The 20313-nt window shown below is 31.7% G+C and carries 23 protein-coding genes; all 23 read right to left on the bottom strand.

Annotated features, from left to right (window positions below; translation table 11 throughout):
* Positions 1-351: 351 nt before the first annotated feature.
* A complete protein-coding gene (gene rfbC / locus LNP27_RS01115) occupies positions 352-900 on the bottom strand; it encodes a dTDP-4-dehydrorhamnose 3,5-epimerase (protein ID WP_229942703.1) in 549 nt (182 codons plus the stop codon).
* Between the two features lie 83 nt (positions 901-983).
* Positions 984-1637: a hypothetical protein gene (locus LNP27_RS01120; RefSeq protein WP_229942705.1), complete on the bottom strand. Its 654-nt coding sequence runs from the start codon at positions 1635-1637 to the stop codon at positions 984-986.
* 374 nt (positions 1638-2011) lie between these two features.
* Positions 2012-2692 (bottom strand): DUF2837 family protein, encoded by a 681-nt coding sequence (locus tag LNP27_RS01125; RefSeq protein ID WP_229942706.1) that lies wholly within the window; start codon positions 2690-2692, stop codon positions 2012-2014.
* A 523-nt stretch (positions 2693-3215) separates the two neighbouring features.
* The gene (locus tag LNP27_RS01130) at positions 3216-4352 is read right to left on the bottom strand and encodes a DegT/DnrJ/EryC1/StrS family aminotransferase (protein ID WP_229942707.1); all 1137 of its coding nucleotides are present in this window, start codon (positions 4350-4352) and stop codon (positions 3216-3218) included.
* A gap of 13 nt (positions 4353-4365) precedes the next feature.
* Positions 4366-5100, bottom strand: coding sequence for an SDR family NAD(P)-dependent oxidoreductase (locus tag LNP27_RS01135; protein ID WP_229942708.1), 735 nt, complete (start codon positions 5098-5100; stop codon positions 4366-4368).
* On the bottom strand, positions 5087-6319 hold the full coding sequence (locus LNP27_RS01140; RefSeq protein ID WP_229942709.1) for an ANL family adenylate-forming protein: 1233 nt from the start codon (positions 6317-6319) through the stop codon (positions 5087-5089). The genes LNP27_RS01135 and LNP27_RS01140 overlap by 14 nt, the downstream gene beginning before the upstream one ends.
* Before the next feature lie 13 nt (positions 6320-6332).
* Positions 6333-6509, bottom strand: a complete 177-nt coding sequence (locus LNP27_RS01145) for a phosphopantetheine-binding protein (RefSeq protein ID WP_229942710.1) — start codon at positions 6507-6509, stop codon at positions 6333-6335.
* A gap of 55 nt (positions 6510-6564) precedes the next feature.
* Positions 6565-7617, bottom strand: a complete 1053-nt coding sequence (locus LNP27_RS01150; protein WP_229942715.1) for a 3-oxoacyl-ACP synthase III family protein — start codon at positions 7615-7617, stop codon at positions 6565-6567.
* Between the two features lie 11 nt (positions 7618-7628).
* Complete coding sequence (locus LNP27_RS01155; RefSeq protein WP_229942716.1) at positions 7629-8384, bottom strand: SDR family NAD(P)-dependent oxidoreductase; 756 nt, start codon at positions 8382-8384, stop codon at positions 7629-7631.
* Positions 8374-9471: an aromatic ring-hydroxylating oxygenase subunit alpha gene (locus LNP27_RS01160; protein ID WP_229942717.1), complete on the bottom strand. Its 1098-nt coding sequence runs from the start codon at positions 9469-9471 to the stop codon at positions 8374-8376. The genes LNP27_RS01155 and LNP27_RS01160 overlap by 11 nt, the downstream gene beginning before the upstream one ends.
* Before the next feature lies 1 nt (position 9472).
* Positions 9473-10525 carry a ketoacyl-ACP synthase III gene (locus LNP27_RS01165; RefSeq protein ID WP_229942718.1) on the bottom strand — a complete coding sequence of 351 codons (1053 nt, stop codon included), beginning with the start codon at positions 10523-10525 and terminating at the stop codon, positions 9473-9475.
* Positions 10525-10752, bottom strand: coding sequence for an acyl carrier protein (locus LNP27_RS01170; RefSeq protein ID WP_229942719.1), 228 nt, complete (start codon positions 10750-10752; stop codon positions 10525-10527). The genes LNP27_RS01165 and LNP27_RS01170 overlap by 1 nt, the downstream gene beginning before the upstream one ends.
* Positions 10753-10773: 21 nt before the next feature.
* Complete coding sequence (locus LNP27_RS01175) at positions 10774-11418, bottom strand: PglD-related sugar-binding protein (RefSeq protein WP_229942720.1); 645 nt, start codon at positions 11416-11418, stop codon at positions 10774-10776.
* Positions 11419-11420: 2 nt separating this feature from the next.
* Complete coding sequence (locus LNP27_RS01180; RefSeq protein ID WP_229942721.1) at positions 11421-12026, bottom strand: sugar transferase; 606 nt, start codon at positions 12024-12026, stop codon at positions 11421-11423.
* Complete coding sequence (locus tag LNP27_RS01185) at positions 12019-13227, bottom strand: glycosyltransferase family 4 protein (RefSeq protein ID WP_229942722.1); 1209 nt, start codon at positions 13225-13227, stop codon at positions 12019-12021. The genes LNP27_RS01180 and LNP27_RS01185 overlap by 8 nt, the downstream gene beginning before the upstream one ends.
* Before the next feature lie 11 nt (positions 13228-13238).
* Entirely contained in the window at positions 13239-14381 is a 1143-nt protein-coding gene (wecB, locus tag LNP27_RS01190; RefSeq protein WP_229942723.1) for a non-hydrolyzing UDP-N-acetylglucosamine 2-epimerase, read from the bottom strand.
* Positions 14382-14412: 31 nt separating this feature from the next.
* Positions 14413-15531, bottom strand: coding sequence for a polysaccharide biosynthesis C-terminal domain-containing protein (locus LNP27_RS01195; protein WP_229942724.1), 1119 nt, complete (start codon positions 15529-15531; stop codon positions 14413-14415).
* 9 nt (positions 15532-15540) lie between these two features.
* Positions 15541-15963 carry a WxcM-like domain-containing protein gene (locus tag LNP27_RS01200; protein ID WP_229942725.1) on the bottom strand — a complete coding sequence of 141 codons (423 nt, stop codon included), beginning with the start codon at positions 15961-15963 and terminating at the stop codon, positions 15541-15543.
* A 2-nt stretch (positions 15964-15965) separates the two neighbouring features.
* Positions 15966-16997 (bottom strand): polysaccharide biosynthesis protein, encoded by a 1032-nt coding sequence (locus LNP27_RS01205; protein ID WP_229942726.1) that lies wholly within the window; start codon positions 16995-16997, stop codon positions 15966-15968.
* 17 nt (positions 16998-17014) lie between these two features.
* Positions 17015-18019, bottom strand: a complete 1005-nt coding sequence (locus tag LNP27_RS01210; RefSeq protein ID WP_229942727.1) for a 3-oxoacyl-ACP synthase III family protein — start codon at positions 18017-18019, stop codon at positions 17015-17017.
* Positions 18019-18264 carry an acyl carrier protein gene (locus LNP27_RS01215; protein WP_229942728.1) on the bottom strand — a complete coding sequence of 82 codons (246 nt, stop codon included), beginning with the start codon at positions 18262-18264 and terminating at the stop codon, positions 18019-18021. Before LNP27_RS01215 ends, LNP27_RS01210 begins: the two co-directional genes overlap by 1 nt.
* A 7-nt stretch (positions 18265-18271) precedes the next feature.
* Complete coding sequence (locus LNP27_RS01220) at positions 18272-19375, bottom strand: hypothetical protein (protein WP_229942729.1); 1104 nt, start codon at positions 19373-19375, stop codon at positions 18272-18274.
* Positions 19359-20312 (bottom strand): AAC(3) family N-acetyltransferase, encoded by a 954-nt coding sequence (locus LNP27_RS01225; RefSeq protein ID WP_229942730.1) that lies wholly within the window; start codon positions 20310-20312, stop codon positions 19359-19361. The genes LNP27_RS01220 and LNP27_RS01225 overlap by 17 nt, the downstream gene beginning before the upstream one ends.
* Between the last annotated feature and the right edge of the window lies 1 nt (position 20313).

Below are 20313 nucleotides of genomic sequence, written 5' to 3' on the forward strand. Positions count from 1 at the left end.
CCGTTCAAAAGCAGTATGGTAATTCTATATAATTTCTCAGAAAACCAAAACCAACTCAAAAAAAATAAAGACAAAAAAGTCACTTCTTTCAACATCCCCCTCAATACAAGATCAAGGAAAAAAGTAAAAACCCCTTCATAAAACTCTCTTTTCTCTTTTTCACCACTCTTCACCCAACGAACAACTTTAAACTCTTTTCGATTTTAAACAGCTAAACTCTACTCACTTCTCACTATTCAACCTGATTTAAAGTAAAAAACCCTGATGGCATAATCACGCATCAGGGTTTTTCAAATTAGTTTAGCTTCTGGTTAGGAATGCTCGATTATTTAGAACTATCCAAAAATAGGGTTAAAACTCCGAATCAATATCCTTAAAATCCTGCAAAACTAAATCTTTTTCAGATACAATAGCTTCTTTCAAATCCATCCCCCAATCAATATTCAGTTGGACATCATCAAAACGAATTCCGCCTTCACTGGCTTTGTTATAATATTGATCGCATTTATACAGCACTACGGCCGTCTCACTGATTACAGAAAAGCCGTGAGCAAAACCTTGCGGCACTAACAATTGTTTTTTATTCTCAGCAGTCAGTTTAATACTGAACGACTGACCAAATGTAGCCGAATCTTTTCTTAAATCTACTGCAACGTCAATGATTTCTCCTTGCAATACCCGTACTAGTTTCGTTTGCGCATACGGTGGATTTTGATAATGTAACCCTCTTAGCGTCCCTTTTTTTGAAAACGATTGATTGTCTTGGACGAAGTCAATAGAAATTCCTAAAGCAGTAAATTTCTCTTTATTATAGGCCTCAAAAAAGTAACCCCTTTCGTCATTAAAAACGGCTGGGTTGATAATCACAAGATCTTGAATTGTTGTTGTTTCTAAAGTCATTTTATTTAAAGTAAAGAATTTTGTTAAATGTGGTTTATTATTTTATTTAAGATGTAACTTTCTTTTTAGGTGAATTATTTTCATTATTTAATAAAAAACTCCACAAACAATTTATTTTTATGTGCAATATGAAGCGTATATATGAATATTGGAAAAAGTAAAATAGAAAATTTATTTAATAGTACTACAATTTTATTATTGCTAATCTCCTCGAAAGGATATACTAATAAAGCAAAAATCACATAGGGTGAAAATCGATGTGCCACGATAGGATTGATAAAAAAAGTGATTCCATAAAAAAGCATTGTAGTCACCAAGATAGGATGCAACATCTTCTTTTTATAAAGCAAAAAACCTGTTAGAAACAAGCCAGAAATAAACATAAAAAATAGGATATGCATGAAACCAACCACTTGCATTCCTTTTGAATAAATATCGATCTTAGATACTATCGATTTGAAGGCATCAATCGACGCCAGAAAAGGCTTCATTATTAAAAAAAAGGCTCCTATCAATACACTCGCCAATACTAATCCTTTGAAATAGTTTTTCCATTTATGGAAATAGGTGACTAACAGCACACAAGAACTGATGTGCATCCATGGGGTGATCAAAACCCAATTGAATTTTTTACCTCTAAATGCGTAATAGAAATACATGGCAAATAACATATAAGCCGGACCGTTTCTAAGCACCACAAAACCAAAAAGAAAATAATGAAAAACAAACAAAATCATTTTCTTCCAGATTTCAACATCTTTCCTATAGAGTAACCAAATAAAAAAAATGGTAGCAATCAAGAAATTAAACCAATACATCGCCAGGAAAACCTCTTTTTTAGCCTCAAAAAAGAGCGTAAAAAAAGCATAAATCGAATAGAGGTACGGTTCGTTTAGTAGATAAGAAAGAAAACCAGTGGGTTTATGAAAAATGCCAAAACTATAATAAAAATAATAATCGTTATTCAAAGTAACATCTAACAACACTCGTAGCGCAACCGAAAAAAAAACAAAAAAACTGGTGTATACTATCTTTTGATTACTGTTTGCAGTGGCTAAACAGGCGAAGTAGTAAAATAAAAAAGTGAACAGTAGTGTGCCTATAATTTCGATCATCGAATAAAAATCAGAATTAAAACCAACGTAATATGCACCAAAATTCGACTCGTAGTCAAGATTTTAATTTCTTTATACCCTGCACCATCGTCTATTGCTCCCATAATCCTTGGATCAATAAAAAGTATTAAAATGATAGACCCAAACATATTAATGAGTTGTGTCATCGAACTTAAAATCAACGCCTTTTGAGGAAATGAAAAACTAACGTAATACAAAAAGGTGATGCTGATAGAAAATAAAAAACCAGCTATATAATTAGAGGCAAACAAAACCCAATTTTTAGAGAAAAGGTTTACCTCTCTCGAATGTTTTCTTATTTTTTCTAATTGCACTGGCTTTGATTTTCCGAAAAATCGATTCAAAACTTCGATAACTACTATAGAGAAAGAGGAAGTAAATCGATAAGAATAAAGTGGCAATAAAAAAAGAATGACCAAAAAATGGGCTAGTATCGTGATAAACCACACCTCTTCTTTGTCTTTAACCGACTCGGTTACAAAGGCCATTATTGGGGCAAATATCAAAATAAAACCACGAGAACAATACTGAAATATATTTATCAAAGACAAAAGATGCCTTGTGTTTTTATTGTCTTGTATGTAATATTTAAAATGATATACCGATACATCAATAAATATTGAAAAAGCATACGCTATTGCGGCTATAATAAACATAAATACGTATTCAAACCCGCTGGGTATTGTTATTTAAAAAGTTAGTTTGTCCAGACCTTTCGGGATTTTACAAAAAAACAATATAACATTCCTGCTGTCCCACTGAGCGCGGTTGAAGGGCTCGATGTCAATGTCATTACCTTACTCTATTTCAGCCGTCACTTCGAGTGTTTTTTAATAGTAATGCGATAGCTTTACTATTAAAAAATGTATCGAGAAGCCTTTATTGTCAAATGGTTCTCGATACTTCGCAAAAATTTTCTGTCGCAAATTTTCACTCAACTCGAACTGACGAATCCTTAACTTAAATTACTTTGCGCTCGATGTCAATGTCATTAAGTTAATTTCAGGGGGACTCTTAAAAAAAAACAACCACAGATTCACAGATTAAAATTAGATTGTGGATAACTATAAAAGTCGCCTATTTTATAAAACTTATAAATAAGAGCCCTTTATTAAAACAATCAAGATTAAAAAATCAGTGAATTTGTGGCAAAAAAATTAGTCTGTTTTGCAGGACATTCTATTTAAAAAAATCAAATACTACTTTTTTTATCCTTACTCTTTCTTCGTCACTTAGATTAGAACCAGAGGGTAGGCACAATCCTTTTTCAAACAAAATTTCGGCTACATTGCTGCCGTAATACGGATATTGTTCAAAAATAGGTTGCAAGTGCATCGGTTTCCACAATGGTCGTGATTCAATATTGGCAGCTTCAAAAGCCAGACGCAACGTTTCCCGATCGATTCCTTTCGCTGTATTGGGTTCAATTAAGATGGCACTCAACCAATAATTAGCAAAATAATCCGTGCTCGGGACTGTAAAAACATTAACTGTCGCTATATCTTGAAATAAATCCAAGTAAAAAGCTTGCATGTCACGACGCAATTGCACATGCGCATCAAGTACCTCCATTTGACCTCGACCTATTCCGGCACTAATGTTACTCATTCTGTAATTATATCCTATTTCCGAATGCTGATAATGTGGTGCATTATCTCTAGATTGAGTGGCAAAAAATACTGCTCTCTCTTTTAACTCCTTACTTTTAGTAACTATTGCTCCCCCACCTGAAGTTGTAATAATTTTGTTTCCGTTAAATGATAGGACTCCAATATCACCGAATGTTCCGCATTTTTGTCCTTTGTAAGAACTTCCCAAAGCCTCCGCACTATCTTCTAAAACCGGAATGTTATATTTATCCGAAATAGCCTTAATGGCTTCAACCTGATAAGGCACACCATACAAATGCACCGCTATAATCGCTTTGGGTTTATTTCCTATGGCAATTCTATCTTTAATGGCTTCTTCTAATGACACGGGACAAAGATTCCAAGTCTCCATTTCACTATCAATAAAAACAGGCTTAGCACCCAAATATAAAATGGGATTAGCCGAAGCCGAAAAAGTCATACTCTGACAAAGCACTTCGTCACCAGCCTGAACTCCCAATAAAATGAGTCCCAAATGAATCGCTGCTGTCCCGGAACTTAAAGCGCCAACATGAGCTCCATTTCCTAAATATTTTTCTAAATCCTGCTCCAAACCATTGACATTTGGTCCCAATGGTGCTACCCAGTTGGTATCAAAAGCTTCGTTTACAAATTTTTGCTCGTTGCCTCCCATATGTGGGGAGGAAAGCCATATTTTTTGATTCATAACCTAAAATAATTTAAATTGTCCCAGAATCAACGTGAATATTTTGTCCAGTAATGGATTCCGCACCATCAGAAAGTAAAAAACAGATTGTCTTGGCGACCGAATTTAATGTTGTAGGTACTTTCAATGATGTTCTTTTGAAAATTCTATTTCTCTGTTCATCTGAAAGTGTTCCACTCATTTCCGTTTCCATAAATCCGGCTACGAGACAATTACTTCTTATTTGCTTTTCTCCCCATTCTCTTGCTGTATTTTTCGAAAAAGCCTCTAAAGCCCCTTTAGAACCGGCATACATTGACAAACCTTTATAACCCGTATGAACACTTATAGATGAGACATGAACAATACTACCTTTAGTACGATTAAATATCATATTGCGCAACACAGATTTAACCGCAAGTAATGGACTGAACACATTGACTTTAAACATAGATTCCAATAAGTCCACATTCATATTTGTAATAATATCATCGTATGCAACAGCTGCATTATTTACAAAACCATGAATGGCAATTTTATTATTAAGCCATTCTTTAAAAATTTTAACTTCTACCTCATTAGTAGCATACAAGTCAAATTTTTTAAAAAATACTCTTCCACTATATTGCTTAAGAAGTGAATTAAACTCCGGCGTAAGGGTTCTGCTAACCCCATAAACATTTGCACCATTAAGAAGAAGTTCTTTGATTATCTCTAAACCAAGTCCTCTGGAACATCCTGTAACTAAAATATTTTTACTTTGTAACATTTGCTCTGCTTATTTTTCCTGTTCGATTTAAATTTAACTTATCAACAAAAAATATTTTACGCGGAATTTTAAATTGTTGTAATTTCATCCCTAAAATATCTTTAATTTTTTTCTCTTCTATTTCAGCTCCTTTTTCTAAAACAATCTCCGCACAGATAAGATTTCCTAATACAGAATTTGCTTTCCCAAATACAAAAGCATTCTCAATTCCATCGATACTCCTTAGTTCTAATTCTACTTCATGCGGATTTACTTTGTATCCCCCTACATTTATCATTTCGTTTGATTTACCAATCAATTTGAAATAATGATCTGAATCATGTTTCCATTCAATAACATCGCCACTACAGTACCAGCCATTTTCTATCAAAAGATTCGACATTTGCCCTAATAATGACTCATTAATGTAGAGTACATTTTCTTTAATAACAATTTTATCCTTCAACCGCTCCGGGATATAAAAAAATTCACCTTCTGAACACAACAATGATCCTGCTTCAGTTGAAGCGTAAATATTTTTAATTTTTGCAAAAGGAAACATTCTTTTAACTATCCTATACAAATTATCATCCGACTTTTCCCCTCCTAAAGTAACAGACTTAACATCATTAAAAAAAATATCTTTACTATTTAGTAATCTGTAAAATGTTGGTGTTGCTGAAATATGAGAAATTTCATATTTCAAAATCGATCGATTAATGGTTACTGCATCAATATTAAATAAATCAACCAAAGTGTTACTGTTAAATAAAGCCTGAAAGAATACCTGTAAACCCGCCATATGAGTAGCATTGAAAGCCAAACCCCATATTGAAGAGTCAAACTTTGGTCCAGTCTTAATTTCTCTACTAAACGAACTTACAGAGTGCACAACTTTTTTAGGAAGTCCAGTCGTGCCTGAAGTATAAATAGTAATTTGACTTTTTGACTCAGTTATTAACTTCAAATATGATTTAAAAGAATCTAGTCCCAATCTTTCTACATAGACCACTTTCTCAGTATATTTTTCACCAACAAGCGAAATTATTTCGGAATCTGTAAAATCCTGATCCAACAAGGTTACATTTTGGTTATGGATCAATGCCTTAATCAAATTAAGAAACAAGTCCACAGTTTTGATTTTATATGGATTTATAATAACACTATTTGATTCATTTAAGTACCTGACAAGATCTTCATAACTAAAGGATACTGATTCATTTTCGTTAATGTAAAACATAGTTTATTACAATTTATTTAGCCTCCAATATATCCAAAATTTCTCCTACAGTAGAAACAATTCCATTAGAGAATATATCAATATCAGTATCTTCCTCTATACGAACGGTTAATTCTGCTAGATCAAAAGAATCTAATCCAATATCATCACGCAATTTTGCGTCTGAATTAATATCTGTTAAATGTTTCATTTTTTTACCTTCCAGTACTTCGTTAATTTTCAATAATAATAATTCTTTCATCTTTTTAATATACTTTATAATCAATTGTTTTAAAAAATTTTGTTTTTGACAGATTTGTATAGCAGCCTGCCCAAGATAATCCAACACCAAAACCACACATTAAAACTTTATCCTTAGTAATTGGTTTATCTGAAATATGGCTTAACAACAACGGTATCGAACATGGCCCAGTATTTCCATAAGTTTCAACTCCTAAAGGCACTTTTTCAGGAATAATTTTCAATTTACGGCGTAAATATTCAACCATAAAATTATTGGCCTGATGAAATAAAAATAAATCAACTTCAGTTTTAGACCATCTAGCTTTTTCTAATAGATCATCAACTAACTTTGGCACTTTATTTATAGCAAAATTAAAAATTTCAGTACCATTCATATACAAGTCATTTTCAGATCTGACATTTCCATCTTGATCCATTATTTCATTTGCAGTTAGATTTGAAACTGGTTTTCTGAATCCTCCGGCAGGAACTATTAACTCTGAAAATCCTGAACCTTTATTATGAATTTTAAAACCAATATCATCAATACCTCTTGTAACATATGTCGCCGAACCAGCGTCTCCAAAAACCATTCGTAAAGACTTGTCTTTAGGATTTATTAGTTTAGAAGTCGTATCTCCTGCTAAAACCAATACATTTTTACAAGCACCTGAATTTATCAATAAAGAAGCCTGGAACAAGCCAACAACATAACCACTGCACCCTAATCTGATATCTAAACAAAAAACATTTTCATTAAGTCCTAATCGGCTTTGTAAAACATTGCTAGTTTGTGGTAAACAATAATCATTAGTCTGAGAAACAAATACTAGTCCATCTATTTCATCTTTTACTATATCCATCTGCTCTATCAAATGTTCTGCACTTTGATAACATAAATCTGAAGCTGTAGTTGAATCATCCGTTATTCGCACTTCTTTAACCCCTGTAGTAGCAATGATTTTACGAACTTCTTCCTCACCATATACAGAACTTAATGAATCTAATTTTAAAACCTTTTCCGGAACGACTGTAGCAACCCCAACAATGCAGATATTTTTAAATACTGTTTCCAAATTAATTATTTTTAAACATAACAAGTTCTACCTCCATCTAATATAATATCCTGACCCGTCATCCATTTACTCGCATCTGAAAGTAAAAAAGTAATGCAATAAGCAACATCATCAGGTTCACCATATCCCAAAGGATATTTTTGTTCATCCAAAACAAGGTCTTCTTTTGTTAAATGCTGTCCTTCAGCATTATTAACCATTTCAGTTCTGACAATTCCAGGCGAAACTGTATTAACTCTTATTTTTTTATTGGCTAACTCTTTTGCAAAAACTTTTGAAGTAGCTATAAGAGCAGCTTTGTTCCCACAATAAAGAGAGCTACCAGGTATAGCGAAATGAGCCGCAATTGAAGCAAGTGAAACAATAGACCCACAAGAATTAATTTTCTTCTTTTTTACCAACATTTGTGTTAAAAACAAAAAAGCATCATAATTTAATGATCGCTCCATTTCAAGAAATTCACGATTAATAAATTGTAAAGGAATACTATTAACTACTCCTGCAGAGTGAACAAACCCATCAATTTTAGAAACATTCTCTACAATCATTTTTATATCATCAATATTTCGCAAATCAGCTTCAATAGATACAACTTTTCCTTCACCTAGAATTTCCAGTTCTTCAAGTTTTTCTGTATTTCTACCAACTACATAGAGTGAACATCCTAAATTTATTAACAATCGACATGTTGCAAAACCAATTCCTGAAGTAGCTCCTGTTATTAAGATGTTTTTATTATTAATATCAAATCTATTGTTAAAAATCATAAGTATTTATTTGTGAACAATAATGTTCATGAAATTCTTTTATCCTAAACTCTTCCTTATTAAGATACAAACTTTTGTTACTCATCGTTAATCCCTTTTGAACATTCTGAATTATCTCTTTGTCTTCATTTAAAATCTCATTCCCAAAATTAACTATATCAACATTTACAACATCCTGATAATTACGATAGTCCTCCATATTATTAATTTTACATTCAAAATATCGGGTACGAAGATTAGTCTCACAAAAACTATTAGGTAAAGCGTGACCAATATAAAAAGAAATCCCTTCAGTTGAAGAAATGAATAAATTCGGATAAATAAATAAATGATAATAGGTATCATGTTTAAATTCTCTATTATCAAGATACTTAAGTATTTTTTTTCTTTTTAGTGACGTTTCATTCTTTTCTACAGGTAAATGACCAGAGGAATTTCCATTGAAAAAATCAAAGTTTACAAATGGCTTTAGACCAATACCAAGGCGTTCCACCAACGAATTTTTATGAACAGGCAAACAATGATAACACTCCAAAACATTTTCCGATAGCAACTTCCAATTACACTGATGCAAATTACAAGTATATGTTATTTTTTTTCCTAATCCTTCGGATATATCAATTAGTTTGTTGTAAAAAATCCCCAATTGATCTTCAATTGTTTTTGCTGATTTTCCAATATTCACAAAAACAAAGTCACCAACAATCTGAACTTCATATTGGTCTAGTAATAAATCTGATTCTTCCGGCGTTTCAAAGAATTCTTTTGCAAAAGCATTAATTGGTTTTCCTTCACTATTATACGTCCAATTATGGTATAAACACATTATTGGTCTTTTCCCAAAATCATTAATAAATATTTTATTGGCACGATGCGAACAGACATTTTTAAATGCACGGATTCCATCTTTTCCTGTATTCGTAACAAAATAGGAGTTTTGATTATATTCAACTACAAAATAACTGAATCTTTCTGACAACTCAGATTTCATACAGGCAAATTGCCAATTGGCTTCAAAAACATCTTTAATTTCTGTTTCGAAATATTCTTTATTGGTATAATGAAATGGTGTAAGTTTCTGTATCATACTAGATGTGAATTATTGGAGTTACAATTACATTATTAGTCTCAACATACATAGCTCCCCATGACAAACCAACTCCAAAGCCTGAAAGAATCATTTTCAATGGTTTTTCTTGAATCTCATTTTGTATTTTATCTAATATTGTAATAGGAATAGTAGCAGAAGCAGAGTTCCCGTAATCATATAGGGAATAGGGAACTTTTTCGACAGGTAATTTCAATCGCTTACGAATCATTTCATTTAAATACTTATTAGCCTGATGAAAAACAAAATAATCTAAACTGTCAAAATCTATATTGTATTGACCAATTAACTGATTAACTGTTTTCGGCGCCGTTGATATTGCAAATGAAAACACCTCAGTCCCTATCATCGTCGCATCAATTCCTCTTAGGCATATACCATCCCCCTTCTCAACATATTCCAATGATTCTTCAGAAAAACGATTACGATAACCACCATCATTAATCATAATGTTTTGAAATCCAGAGCCATCATTCCCTAAATCAAAAAACATATCTGATGCAGTTGCATCCAATTCAAATGCAGTTGCAGTAGCAGCATCGGAGAATAAAGGCTGTGTACTTCTATCTTTCTTCGAAGCTTGCTTTGTTAACGTATCACCTGCTAATAAAACACCTTTTTTTATCTGATGTGACTGCATTAGTGAAGCTATCAAAAAACTGCCATATATATAACCGCTACATCCCAATGGAACATCTAAACATAGGCATGTTTGTTCTAACCCTAAACGATCTTGTAGAATTATACTTTGCAAAGGCACAACATATTCAGGTGTTTGAGTAATAACAATTAAAATCCCAACCTCACTTTTGTCCCACTTTAACAAATCCATTTGTTTGTTAAAAGCAGGTACAAATAAATCTGCCGTACAAGTATCTTCGTCTGTTACTCTTCTATAACGCACTCCAACAGTCTTTACATATTTCTCTGCATCATCTGAATCATTAAAGATGGAATTGGTCAAATTATCCTCGATATAAGCAGGGGCTACACCAACGATTGAACTTAATTTTACCCCTTTTACTGTAAACATTATGCTGTAGCTATATTATATAATTCCTGAATAATTACCGCGTTTTTTATTTGATCACCCGATAGTTTCTTTCCTAAATTAAAATCAAAATGCGCAATCAAAGACAATGCTGTTAATGAATCCCACTCATCTAAATCTTTAAAATTGGTTTCTAATGTCATTAAAGAAATCTCTGTTTCCATAAATACTTCTTCTTGTAACTCCTTAATAAAATTCTCTGCTGTCATATTTATTTATTTATTTATTTATTAAAATTTTTGTTTCATTGCTGGAACACCAAAATATACTCCATCATCCTTTATACTTTTGAACAAGCAAGAATGCAAATTTACAGTATTTCTGTCACCTACCGTTATATTCTGAATAATTGAGGAGTTTAAATTAAATGTATTTAATTTACCAATTTTTACACATCCTGAAATAGATGTTCTAGGACCAAATAAATTAAAATCACCAATAGTTACATCATGACCAAAACCTGATGTCCCGTTTAAAATATTGAAATTTCCAATTGAAATATTACAAGTAAACATAACATGATGTCCAATAATATTACCAAGCCCTATACGATTAGAATTATCAAAATCAACGGACGGATCAATGATATTTGGAAAAATAAAATTCATGTCTTTAAGTTTTTCAACAATAGAAGTTCTTACAGTATTATTAGCTATTGCGATACAAATATTTTTAACTTCGATTCTATTACTTAATATATCACTTAAATTACCAACAACTTTTATCCCATAAATTATATCGCTTCCGAGAACATTAGGATTGTCGTCTATAAAACCTATAATTTTAAACCTAGGATTTATTTTATTTATCGATTTGATATAATAAGCCACTTCTTTTCCCAACCCGCTTGCGCCTATTATTAATATATCTTCCATTTTTAATTATTTCCTTTAAATGCTTCTGTTGTAACTTGCCCTTCCATATTTATTCCTTCTCTTAAAAATACTTTTTTTAAAGTTAAAAAATATATTTTAATATCTAATATCAAACTAACATGATTAACATACCAAACATCATATTCAAATTTTTTCTCCCAACTAATTGCATTCCTACCATTAACTTGCGCCCAACCAGTAATTCCTGGTTTAACTTCATGCCTTCGACATTGTATATTATTGTATAAAGGCAAATATTCAGGCAATAAAGGTCTTGGCCCTATTAAACTCATATCTCCTTTTAAAACATTTAACAATTGAGGTATTTCATCTAAAGATGTTTTACGAACAAATTTACCAATGTTAGTTAATCGATAATCATCAGATAATAGATTCCCATCATGATCTTTTTTATCATTCATTGTTTTAAATTTAATAATCTTAAAGATTACTCCATTTAGTCCAGGACGAAATTGAAAGAAAAAAGGTTTTCCTTGATTTGCAATATACAATCCAATTGTCACCACTATAAACAAAGGACTTAATAAACATAAACCCAACAACGCTAAAACAAAATCAATTATTCTTTTAAAAAAAAACTTATACATTTTCTATTTTATTTTTGATAAGAGAATAAGAACGACCCACTGTATATTCCTTATGTAATAAATCGATGGAGTTTTTGCACATTATTTTATACATCTCTTCGTTAGAACAAATTTCATCAATTACTTTATGCATGTTTACAATATCACCTGCTATAATCTTGAAACCACATTTATTAGCTTCTAATATATCCCCTAGATCAGTAACTTCGTCAGTTGCTGCAATAACTGGCTTACTCATTTCTAAATAAGATAATAGTCGTGAAGGAAAGTTGGGAATTGTAAAATCCTTATCCAAAAAAATCATTCCAACATCACAGGCATTTAATAGTAAATCATAATCTGACTTCTTTAAACCAGATATTAATTTTGCGTTTTTTACTTGTTTTTCAATAAACCACTTTTCAATTCGGCCATATTCAGTACCAGAACCAACGACCAAAAAGAATACATTCACATTTACATTAGTCTCTATTGTCTCTAAAAGAAAATTTAAGCCTTGTGGCTTCCCAAGATTGCCTCCATACACAAAAATCTTTTTGTCTAATGGCAAGCTATACTTTATCTTAATTTCTTTGTATTCTGGAGAGACTTGAAAAGACGGTATTGGTTCGATTGAATTTGGGTTAACTTCCACATTATTTGGGTTTAAATATGGATTATGAGTTATTACATATTCTTTATTTGCAACGGACATACATCCAATAGTATCTGATAACTCATACAACTTTTGTTCTTTTCTTAAAAACATTTTATGAAGCATCCCACCATCCTTTAGCATTTTCATATCCACCGCATTTTGTGGGAAAATATCTTTTAATAATAAATAGGAATAGGCATTATCTCGTTTTTTAATATAATCAATCACTTTAGAAAAAGTAATTGGTGGTGTTGAATATAAAACCAAATCAAATTTAACAGCCGTGAAATAACTTTTAATTGCATTTAAATACTGATACTCAACAGCTAAAGTTCCTAATCCCTTTTCTACTATATTTGTTTTTTGCAGATTAAATGTGCGTACTTTTAAAATACTTACATCTGATTCTTTGACTAATTGAGTCGGTTTATTTTCCCTACGTTCTAAAGGTGTTACAACTGAAACATTATGCCCTTCATCTCTAAACTTGCGCAGCAAATCAGTATAAATTCCCCGTTCATCTAGGGTGTTTATTTTAACTAAGGTCAAAAAAAGAATATTCATAGAAACTTAAATTAATTAGATTCACTCCATACCACACGCTTTATATAATCCGTATAACTCAAAATGATTCGGATCACTTTCTCCGATACATTAGGCATCGAATAATCTGCTACTGCTCTAAAATTGCGCTCTACTCCTCTCTTCTGTGTTTGCAATTGAACCAGTCCCTGCATTATTCTTTCTGGATTCAATCCCACCATCATTACGGAAGCTTCCTCCATTGCTTCAGGACGTTCATGTGCATCACGAATATTTAAAGCTCGAAAATTCAGAGTCGATGATTCTTCAGAAATAGTACCGCTATCTGACAAAACCGCATAGGATTTCATTTGCAAAGCATTATAATCATTAAATCCCATTGGTTTCAAAAACTGCACTTCTGGTCTCATGACAATCTGTTTAGAATCAATCATCTTTTGTGTTCTCGGATGTGTACTTACAATAATAGGATAACCATACTTTTCTGCAATCAAATTCATGCTTTCCATCAAACCTTTAAAGTTCTTTTCACTATTGATATTTTCCTCCCTATGAGCTGATACAACAAAATATTTATTTTCTTCTAAATTTAACTTTTCTAAAACAGCTGAAGCATTAATATTTGGTAAATAATGATGTAACACTTCATACATTGGAGAACCCGTTTTAATAATCCTATCGGCAGGCAATCCTTCTCTTAATAAATATTCACGAGCAATGGAACTATAGGTCAAATTTATGTCTGAAACGTGATCTACAATTTTCCGGTTAGTTTCTTCTGGTACTCTCTGATCAAAACAGCGATTACCAGCTTCCATGTGAAAAATAGGAATGTGACGTTTCTTTGCTGGAATAGCACACAAACAACTATTCGTATCTCCCAAAACTAAAAAAGCATCAGGGTTTTCGCTCTCTAGCAAAGGATCAATTTTAATTAATATTTGACCAATTGTTTCAGTTGCTGATACACCCGCAGCATTAAGGAAAAAATCAGGTTTGCGTATCCCCAAATCATCAAAGAAAATTTGGTTTAATTCGTAATCATAATTTTGACCTGTATGAACAATAACGTGCTCAATAGCTTCCGAAGAATCTAAAGCAGCTATTACTCTTGACAATCGTATAATTTCGGGTCTTGTACCCACTACAGTCATTACTTTTAGTTGTGCTTTCATTTTAGTTCTTTATTCTTAATCGTTAAAAATTTTATACATTCTCGAAATACGTATCCGGATCATTTGAATCATAAAACTCATTAATCCAAAAATTTGTGTAAAGCACATCTTCACCTATATTTTTTATATTATGAGTATACCAGATTGGCATATCAACATAAGCCGGTTCATTGCCGTCTAAATAAAAATCTAATACTTCGTCCGTACCAATGCGACGTAATTGTATCAATGCCTTTCCCTTGATAACAGCAAAACGCTCTATTTTTCTTGTATGATAGTGATTTCCTCTTGTTATCCCAGGAACAGTAGTCGAAAACGATACTTGCCCTCCAACTCCCAAACGAATGATTTCCACAAAAGAACCTCTTGGATCAGTATGCTCAATAAATTTTACAGGAAAATGATTCGCAATATCCATATAACAACGAAACGTATTGAATAAATTCAACTCGAATGTGTTATTTATTGAAGGAATAATTCCGCCATCCTGATATTGTTTTTTATAAGATTCAAGAAGCAATAATAATTGAGACACCTTAGACTCTGAAGTATGAGCAACCAATATTTCAGGATTCCCTTCATTATTTCTAATTTCGGCAAGAATCACATTGACTAATTCGCCAACATAAATCAACTTCATATCGCCATCAACTTCAATGACGGGAATTTCATTATGAGATAATTTATGACAAAAAGTTGCTACTACTGAATTGTAATTGGGATGGCCAAAAGGACCAAATACATTAGGAATTATCATTCCTGTGAATTTTCCACCATCAGTTTTTGCCCAATCAATCATTAATTCACGTCCAACTTTTTTGGACTTCCCATACAAGTTATCCCTTTCTTCTTGAGTAGAAGAGGAGAATAAAACATGTGCTTTAGAACCAGTGGATTTAAGAGCCTTTACTAATTTCTGAACTAAACCAATATTAGTGTCATAAATAACTTGAGGGTCATTATGACGATTCATCGCTGCTAAATGTACAATTACATCACAATCTCCTACAAAAGCATTTAGTTTATTTACATCCTCAAACATTTCTTTTTGAAAATCCACTCGGATAAATTCTTCTGTAAACAGACCTATTGTGTTGTACAAATGTGTCCCAACAAATCCAGCTTGTCCTGTTATTCCTATTTTTAACATTGTGTAATTTTAAATTTTAAAATAATCAATATGATAACGATATTCATCTTCAATTTCTCCTAATAAATAATCAGCCATTATTAATAGTTTAGAATTAGATTCTAAAGATTGAATGCTACTTACATACCCTTGAGGAACATGAATTACATTTAATTTATCTGAATTAATTACAAAAGAAAATACTTTTAACCCTTTTGTAGGTTGGTCCCAATTGTCAATCTTAATTAAGTCGATTTTAAATTTACCTGAAATTGCGCTGAACCACCTCTGCTCAATTTTATGTCCTTGCCATCCCCTAACAAATTCAAGATCTATATTGTTTATGATATAAATCCTTTTTATTTGTGAAGCGTCAAATTCATTATTAAAAAACAACGAGCCTCTCGCGTCAGAATAGCAATCTCCTTCTATCACACTAGGTTGCACTACCATTGTTAACCAGGCATTTGTTGTACGTCCTCTCCAAATACTTCTTTACGAATCAATGGCAAAGTTGACAAAAGTTTTTTCATTCCTTCTACTCCTTGCTGCTCTGTATTATGCGAATGGTAATCTTCTATCAGAGAAACATCTTCTTCTCCTTCTGAAAAATATTGTGCATAATTCAAATCCCTATTATCAGCAGGTATGCGATAGAAATCCCCCATATCTTCAGCTTTGACCATTTCTTCACGAGTACACAAGGTTTCGTACAATTTCTCACCATGTCGTGTTCCGATAATTTTAATTTCATTATCAGCATTGCAGAGTTCTTTAAGTGCTTGTGCCAAATCTCCAATCGTTCCAGCTGGCGCCTTATTCACAAATAAATCTCCTGAATTCCCATGCTCAAAAGCAAATAAAACCAATTCGACAGCCTCATCCAATGACATTAAGAAACGAGTCATATTTGGATCAGTGATAGTAATTGTTTTGCCTTCTTTAATTTGTTTTAAAAACAGTGGAATTACAGAACCCCTAGAAGCCATTACATTACCATATCGTGTCAAACAAACAGTAGTATCAGATAAGTTTCTGGATGCTGCAACAGCGACTTTTTCCATTAAAGCTTTAGAAATCCCCATGGCATTAATTGGATAAGCCGCTTTATCAGTACTTAAACAAATTACTTTCTTTACCTTATTTGCTCCTGCCGCGTCAATTACATTTTGAGTTCCAAAAACATTTGTCTTTGTTGCTTCTAAAGGAAAGAACTCACAAGATGGAACTTGTTTTAAAGCAGCAGCATGAAATACGTAATCTACCCCACGCATCGCACGTTCCACACTACTGTAATCTCTTACATCACCAATATAAAACTTAAGCTTATCATTTTTCAATTGATTCCGCATGTCGTCTTGCTTCTTCTCATCACGAGAAAAAATACGTATTTCTTTAAAATGATCGGTGTGAAGAAATCGGTTTAAAACTGCATTTCCAAACGAGCCTGTACCACCTGTAATTAAAAGGGTTTTCTTTTTAAACATTCAATTCTATTTTCTAATTAAAATTCTATCACTGTTGCACCATACGAATAACCAACGCCAAAACCTACAATGAGAACCTTCATGCCTTTTTTAATTTTTTTAGAAGCAATAGCTTCACTCATAACAATAGGAATTGTTGAAGAAACAGTATTTCCAATATCCTCAAAGTACATTAAAAATTTATCTTGTGGAATTTTTAATTTCCTACGTATATAATCTAACATAAACTTATTAGCTTGATGAAATATAAATAAATCTACATCTTCTATATTTAATCCATTAGAAGCAAGACATTCTTCAACTAATATTGGAACGGAAGCCGTTGTAAATTTAAATATTTCCTGACCATTCATATAAAGGTTATCATCATTTTTAAAGAATTCACCATCTATATAAACATCATCACTTTTTTGCTTCGAAAATTTAGCTGCACCATTCTTTACTATGAGATTATCAGCTCCTGACCCATCAGTACCGAAAACAAAATTGCAAATATTTCCAGCTTTTGACCCCGATGAAATTAAACAAGCGGCAGCTGCATCTCCGAAAATTGTTCTGTTTGATTTATCTTTTTTATTTATATATTTACTATAAGTTTCAGAAGTAATCAACAAAACATTTTTAGCAATTCCGCTAGCTATCAATCCCTTTGCTAAACCCAGGCCATAAACAAAACCTGAACAACCCAAATTAAAATCTAAAGCTCCGCAATTCTTAGACAAACCTAATTTATCTTGAACTACGCATGCTGTTGTTGGCAAAAAGTAATCTGGACTTTGAGTACACAATAATACAAAGTCTATACATGACTTGTCTATTAAATGTTCTTCAAATAATTTAATCGAAGCTTTAATTGCAAGGTCACTTACAAATTCATCTTCTGAAGCAATAGTTCTTTTAAATATACCTGTTTTACTAGATATTTTTTCTGCAGTCCATTCAGGAAATTCATTGTTTAAATCTTCATTTGTTAATGTGTTTTTTGGAAGATAAACTGAAATTGAATTAATATATGAATTCATTATTTATCTACTTTTTCTATATTCTCTTCAATGTACTTAAATAAAGCAGTTGGAGTCTCAATAGTATTTAATACACTATTCTCAAGATTAATCTTATAATCATCTTCAATGAATGCAATTATAGAGAATCTAGTTAATGAATCCCAAGTATCTAAATCCTTAAATTTAGTTTCCATCGTTAATTTTAAAGCGTCTATTTCTTCAAATTGAATTTTAAGCCCTGATAAAAAATCATCTTTTTTCATGTCTTTCTTAATTTATTATTTTATGAATTTCTGTGTCTAAGTTATTATTTTTCAAACTAATATTATGTGCAAATAAAAACTCCGTTTCATTTATACCCGTAGGAAAAGTAATTGCACCAAATTGAAATAAAATAAATGGAAACATATCCTTCTTATTTCTTGTTAAGCTAGCAAATCCCTTTTCTAAATTACCTCCAACAATGTGAGAAAATCCCTCTTTAATCCCAGGCCCAGGCTGACGATCTAAAAATTTAAAAAACCTTCCTTTTGATTCGCTATCTCCTTCTACAGAAGTAGAAAAAAATAAATTATCTTTAACTTTACAACCATAAATAGCCGGACCATTTATTTCGCAAATGAAATCAGACACCCATTCATCGTTTTCTTTTTCATATAAAATCCGTATAGAATTGGTTTCAAATTGACTATCTGTTGCATAAACAATTCCTTTTTCCTCAGGAAAAGCAACACATGCCCTAAAAATTTGTTCTCCCCTCAAAATTGGTTTAACATCTTTAAAATCATTTTTAGCCATCCATATTCCTGAAGCATTATCAAAATCACCTGTTAATATCCAGAGACAGTTTCTATAACTATCCGGTATTATTGCATGTACATGCTCAATAATACCTTCTGGAAAAGAATAAACAATTATCCATTTTCCATTTAAAAGTCTCTTGTATATATTAACAGATTCTCTTTTAAAATTACCAAAATATTCACCAAAATATAATGTGTCATCAAAACTACTTAAATTTTCAACTTTCGCTATATTTAAAGGTCTATTTCCTCGTGGAATATCAAAAGTTACTTTGTATGAATTTGTTAAAATATTAATTTCAAAAAATTTTTTATCAAAAACAACCAATAATTTGTCATCTGAAATTGCCACAGCATAACGAACACCAAGCCTTAAAACTCTCCATATCAAACCAAACTTTGAAAAAAAACCTAATATTTTAGAGCATGGCAGCGAAAGTAGAAACTTTTTATCTTCAGTTGAAATTTTATATATGTATAAATTGTTACTTTTTGAAATAAGAACTTCGTCATTATTTAGAACAGATAATACATTAAAACCCTTTAATTTTGAATTAAATTCTAATTCCATTTTTTTTCTTTACATTAAAATAAGGATAACCTTTATCATTTTTTGAATTTAGAAAATCTATTAATTCTTTAGATTTTAAAAATTCTAACAGCACACCGTCTATTGTAACTGTTTTTAATATATTCGCCGCTATAAGGTCTTTACACAACGTTCTTTCAGCAAAATGTAATTTACCCCATTTAGGTTTACGTTCTTTTACTTTAACTATTTCATCAAAACTTTTATCTATAACCCTAAATTTCCTTTCACTATACCAGTTACTAATAGGCCAATTATCCCCCATTACTTCTTCAGCAACATGCATTATTGTTAAACTATGTGTTAAGTCGTTACCTAGTCCTACGACAACAGCGTTGTTATCTACACAAAATTTCCAAGATGAATTAACTCCACAAGATGAATTTAGTTCACCGCTAATATTTTTTGCAATCATCTCTTCAGCATATCTTCCAATGGCCACAACTGGGTTAATAGGAAATCTACTAATCTTTGAGTTTTTGTGTTTCAACATAAAGAAAGGCAATACTCCAGTCCACACCCTTGACTTATGAACATCATATTTTACAATTTGATTTGGATGGCTTCCTTCTAAGTTAATCATTTTTTTTTCCTCAGGAAATATTCTAGCAGAATTCATTACCAACGTACCTTGGTCTCCTAATAAATCAAGTAGTTCTTCGATTATAGCATTTGGAGATTTACCTGTTCCTTCAATTGATTCATAAGTACCATGCAAAACCAGAATATCTCCTTTTTTAACACCAAAATCAATTAATTGATTTTTAATTTTATTGAAATCTTTTAATTTAGATATATGTATCGAGTTACCTTTAAATCTCGAAACTAATCTCTTATTATTCCAATAAATTCTTCTAATAAGAAGCTCAATATATGGAGATAATGATAATATCTTATTTTTTATTCCAGAATTTGCCATA

Origin of the sequence: Flavobacterium galactosidilyticum (assembly GCF_020911945.1) — a bacterium.
GTDB classification, from domain to species: Bacteria; Bacteroidota; Bacteroidia; order Flavobacteriales; family Flavobacteriaceae; genus Flavobacterium; species Flavobacterium galactosidilyticum.

Coding starts and splice junctions, on each gene's coding strand:
- rfbC (WP_229942703.1), bottom strand. CDS start 900: ATGACTTTAGAAACAACAACAATTCAAGATCTTGTGATTATCAACCCA.
- LNP27_RS01120 (WP_229942705.1), bottom strand. CDS start 1,637: ATGATTTTGTTTGTTTTTCATTATTTTCTTTTTGGTTTTGTGGTGCTT.
- LNP27_RS01125 (WP_229942706.1), bottom strand. CDS start 2,692: ATGTTTATTATAGCCGCAATAGCGTATGCTTTTTCAATATTTATTGAT.
- LNP27_RS01130 (WP_229942707.1), bottom strand. CDS start 4,352: ATGAATCAAAAAATATGGCTTTCCTCCCCACATATGGGAGGCAACGAG.
- LNP27_RS01135 (WP_229942708.1), bottom strand. CDS start 5,100: ATGTTACAAAGTAAAAATATTTTAGTTACAGGATGTTCCAGAGGACTT.
- LNP27_RS01140 (WP_229942709.1), bottom strand. CDS start 6,319: ATGTTTTACATTAACGAAAATGAATCAGTATCCTTTAGTTATGAAGAT.
- LNP27_RS01145 (WP_229942710.1), bottom strand. CDS start 6,509: ATGAAACATTTAACAGATATTAATTCAGACGCAAAATTGCGTGATGAT.
- LNP27_RS01155 (WP_229942716.1), bottom strand. CDS start 8,384: ATGATTTTTAACAATAGATTTGATATTAATAATAAAAACATCTTAATA.
- LNP27_RS01160 (WP_229942717.1), bottom strand. CDS start 9,471: ATGATACAGAAACTTACACCATTTCATTATACCAATAAAGAATATTTC.
- LNP27_RS01165 (WP_229942718.1), bottom strand. CDS start 10,525: ATGTTTACAGTAAAAGGGGTAAAATTAAGTTCAATCGTTGGTGTAGCC.
- LNP27_RS01170 (WP_229942719.1), bottom strand. CDS start 10,752: ATGACAGCAGAGAATTTTATTAAGGAGTTACAAGAAGAAGTATTTATG.
- LNP27_RS01175 (WP_229942720.1), bottom strand. CDS start 11,418: ATGGAAGATATATTAATAATAGGCGCAAGCGGGTTGGGAAAAGAAGTG.
- LNP27_RS01180 (WP_229942721.1), bottom strand. CDS start 12,026: ATGTATAAGTTTTTTTTTAAAAGAATAATTGATTTTGTTTTAGCGTTG.
- LNP27_RS01185 (WP_229942722.1), bottom strand. CDS start 13,227: ATGAATATTCTTTTTTTGACCTTAGTTAAAATAAACACCCTAGATGAA.
- wecB (WP_229942723.1), bottom strand. CDS start 14,381: ATGAAAGCACAACTAAAAGTAATGACTGTAGTGGGTACAAGACCCGAA.
- LNP27_RS01195 (WP_229942724.1), bottom strand. CDS start 15,531: ATGTTAAAAATAGGAATAACAGGACAAGCTGGATTTGTTGGGACACAT.
- LNP27_RS01200 (WP_229942725.1), bottom strand. CDS start 15,963: ATGGTAGTGCAACCTAGTGTGATAGAAGGAGATTGCTATTCTGACGCG.
- LNP27_RS01205 (WP_229942726.1), bottom strand. CDS start 16,997: ATGTTTAAAAAGAAAACCCTTTTAATTACAGGTGGTACAGGCTCGTTT.
- LNP27_RS01210 (WP_229942727.1), bottom strand. CDS start 18,019: ATGAATTCATATATTAATTCAATTTCAGTTTATCTTCCAAAAAACACA.
- LNP27_RS01215 (WP_229942728.1), bottom strand. CDS start 18,264: ATGAAAAAAGATGATTTTTTATCAGGGCTTAAAATTCAATTTGAAGAA.
- LNP27_RS01220 (WP_229942729.1), bottom strand. CDS start 19,375: ATGGAATTAGAATTTAATTCAAAATTAAAGGGTTTTAATGTATTATCT.
- LNP27_RS01225 (WP_229942730.1), bottom strand. CDS start 20,312: ATGGCAAATTCTGGAATAAAAAATAAGATATTATCATTATCTCCATAT.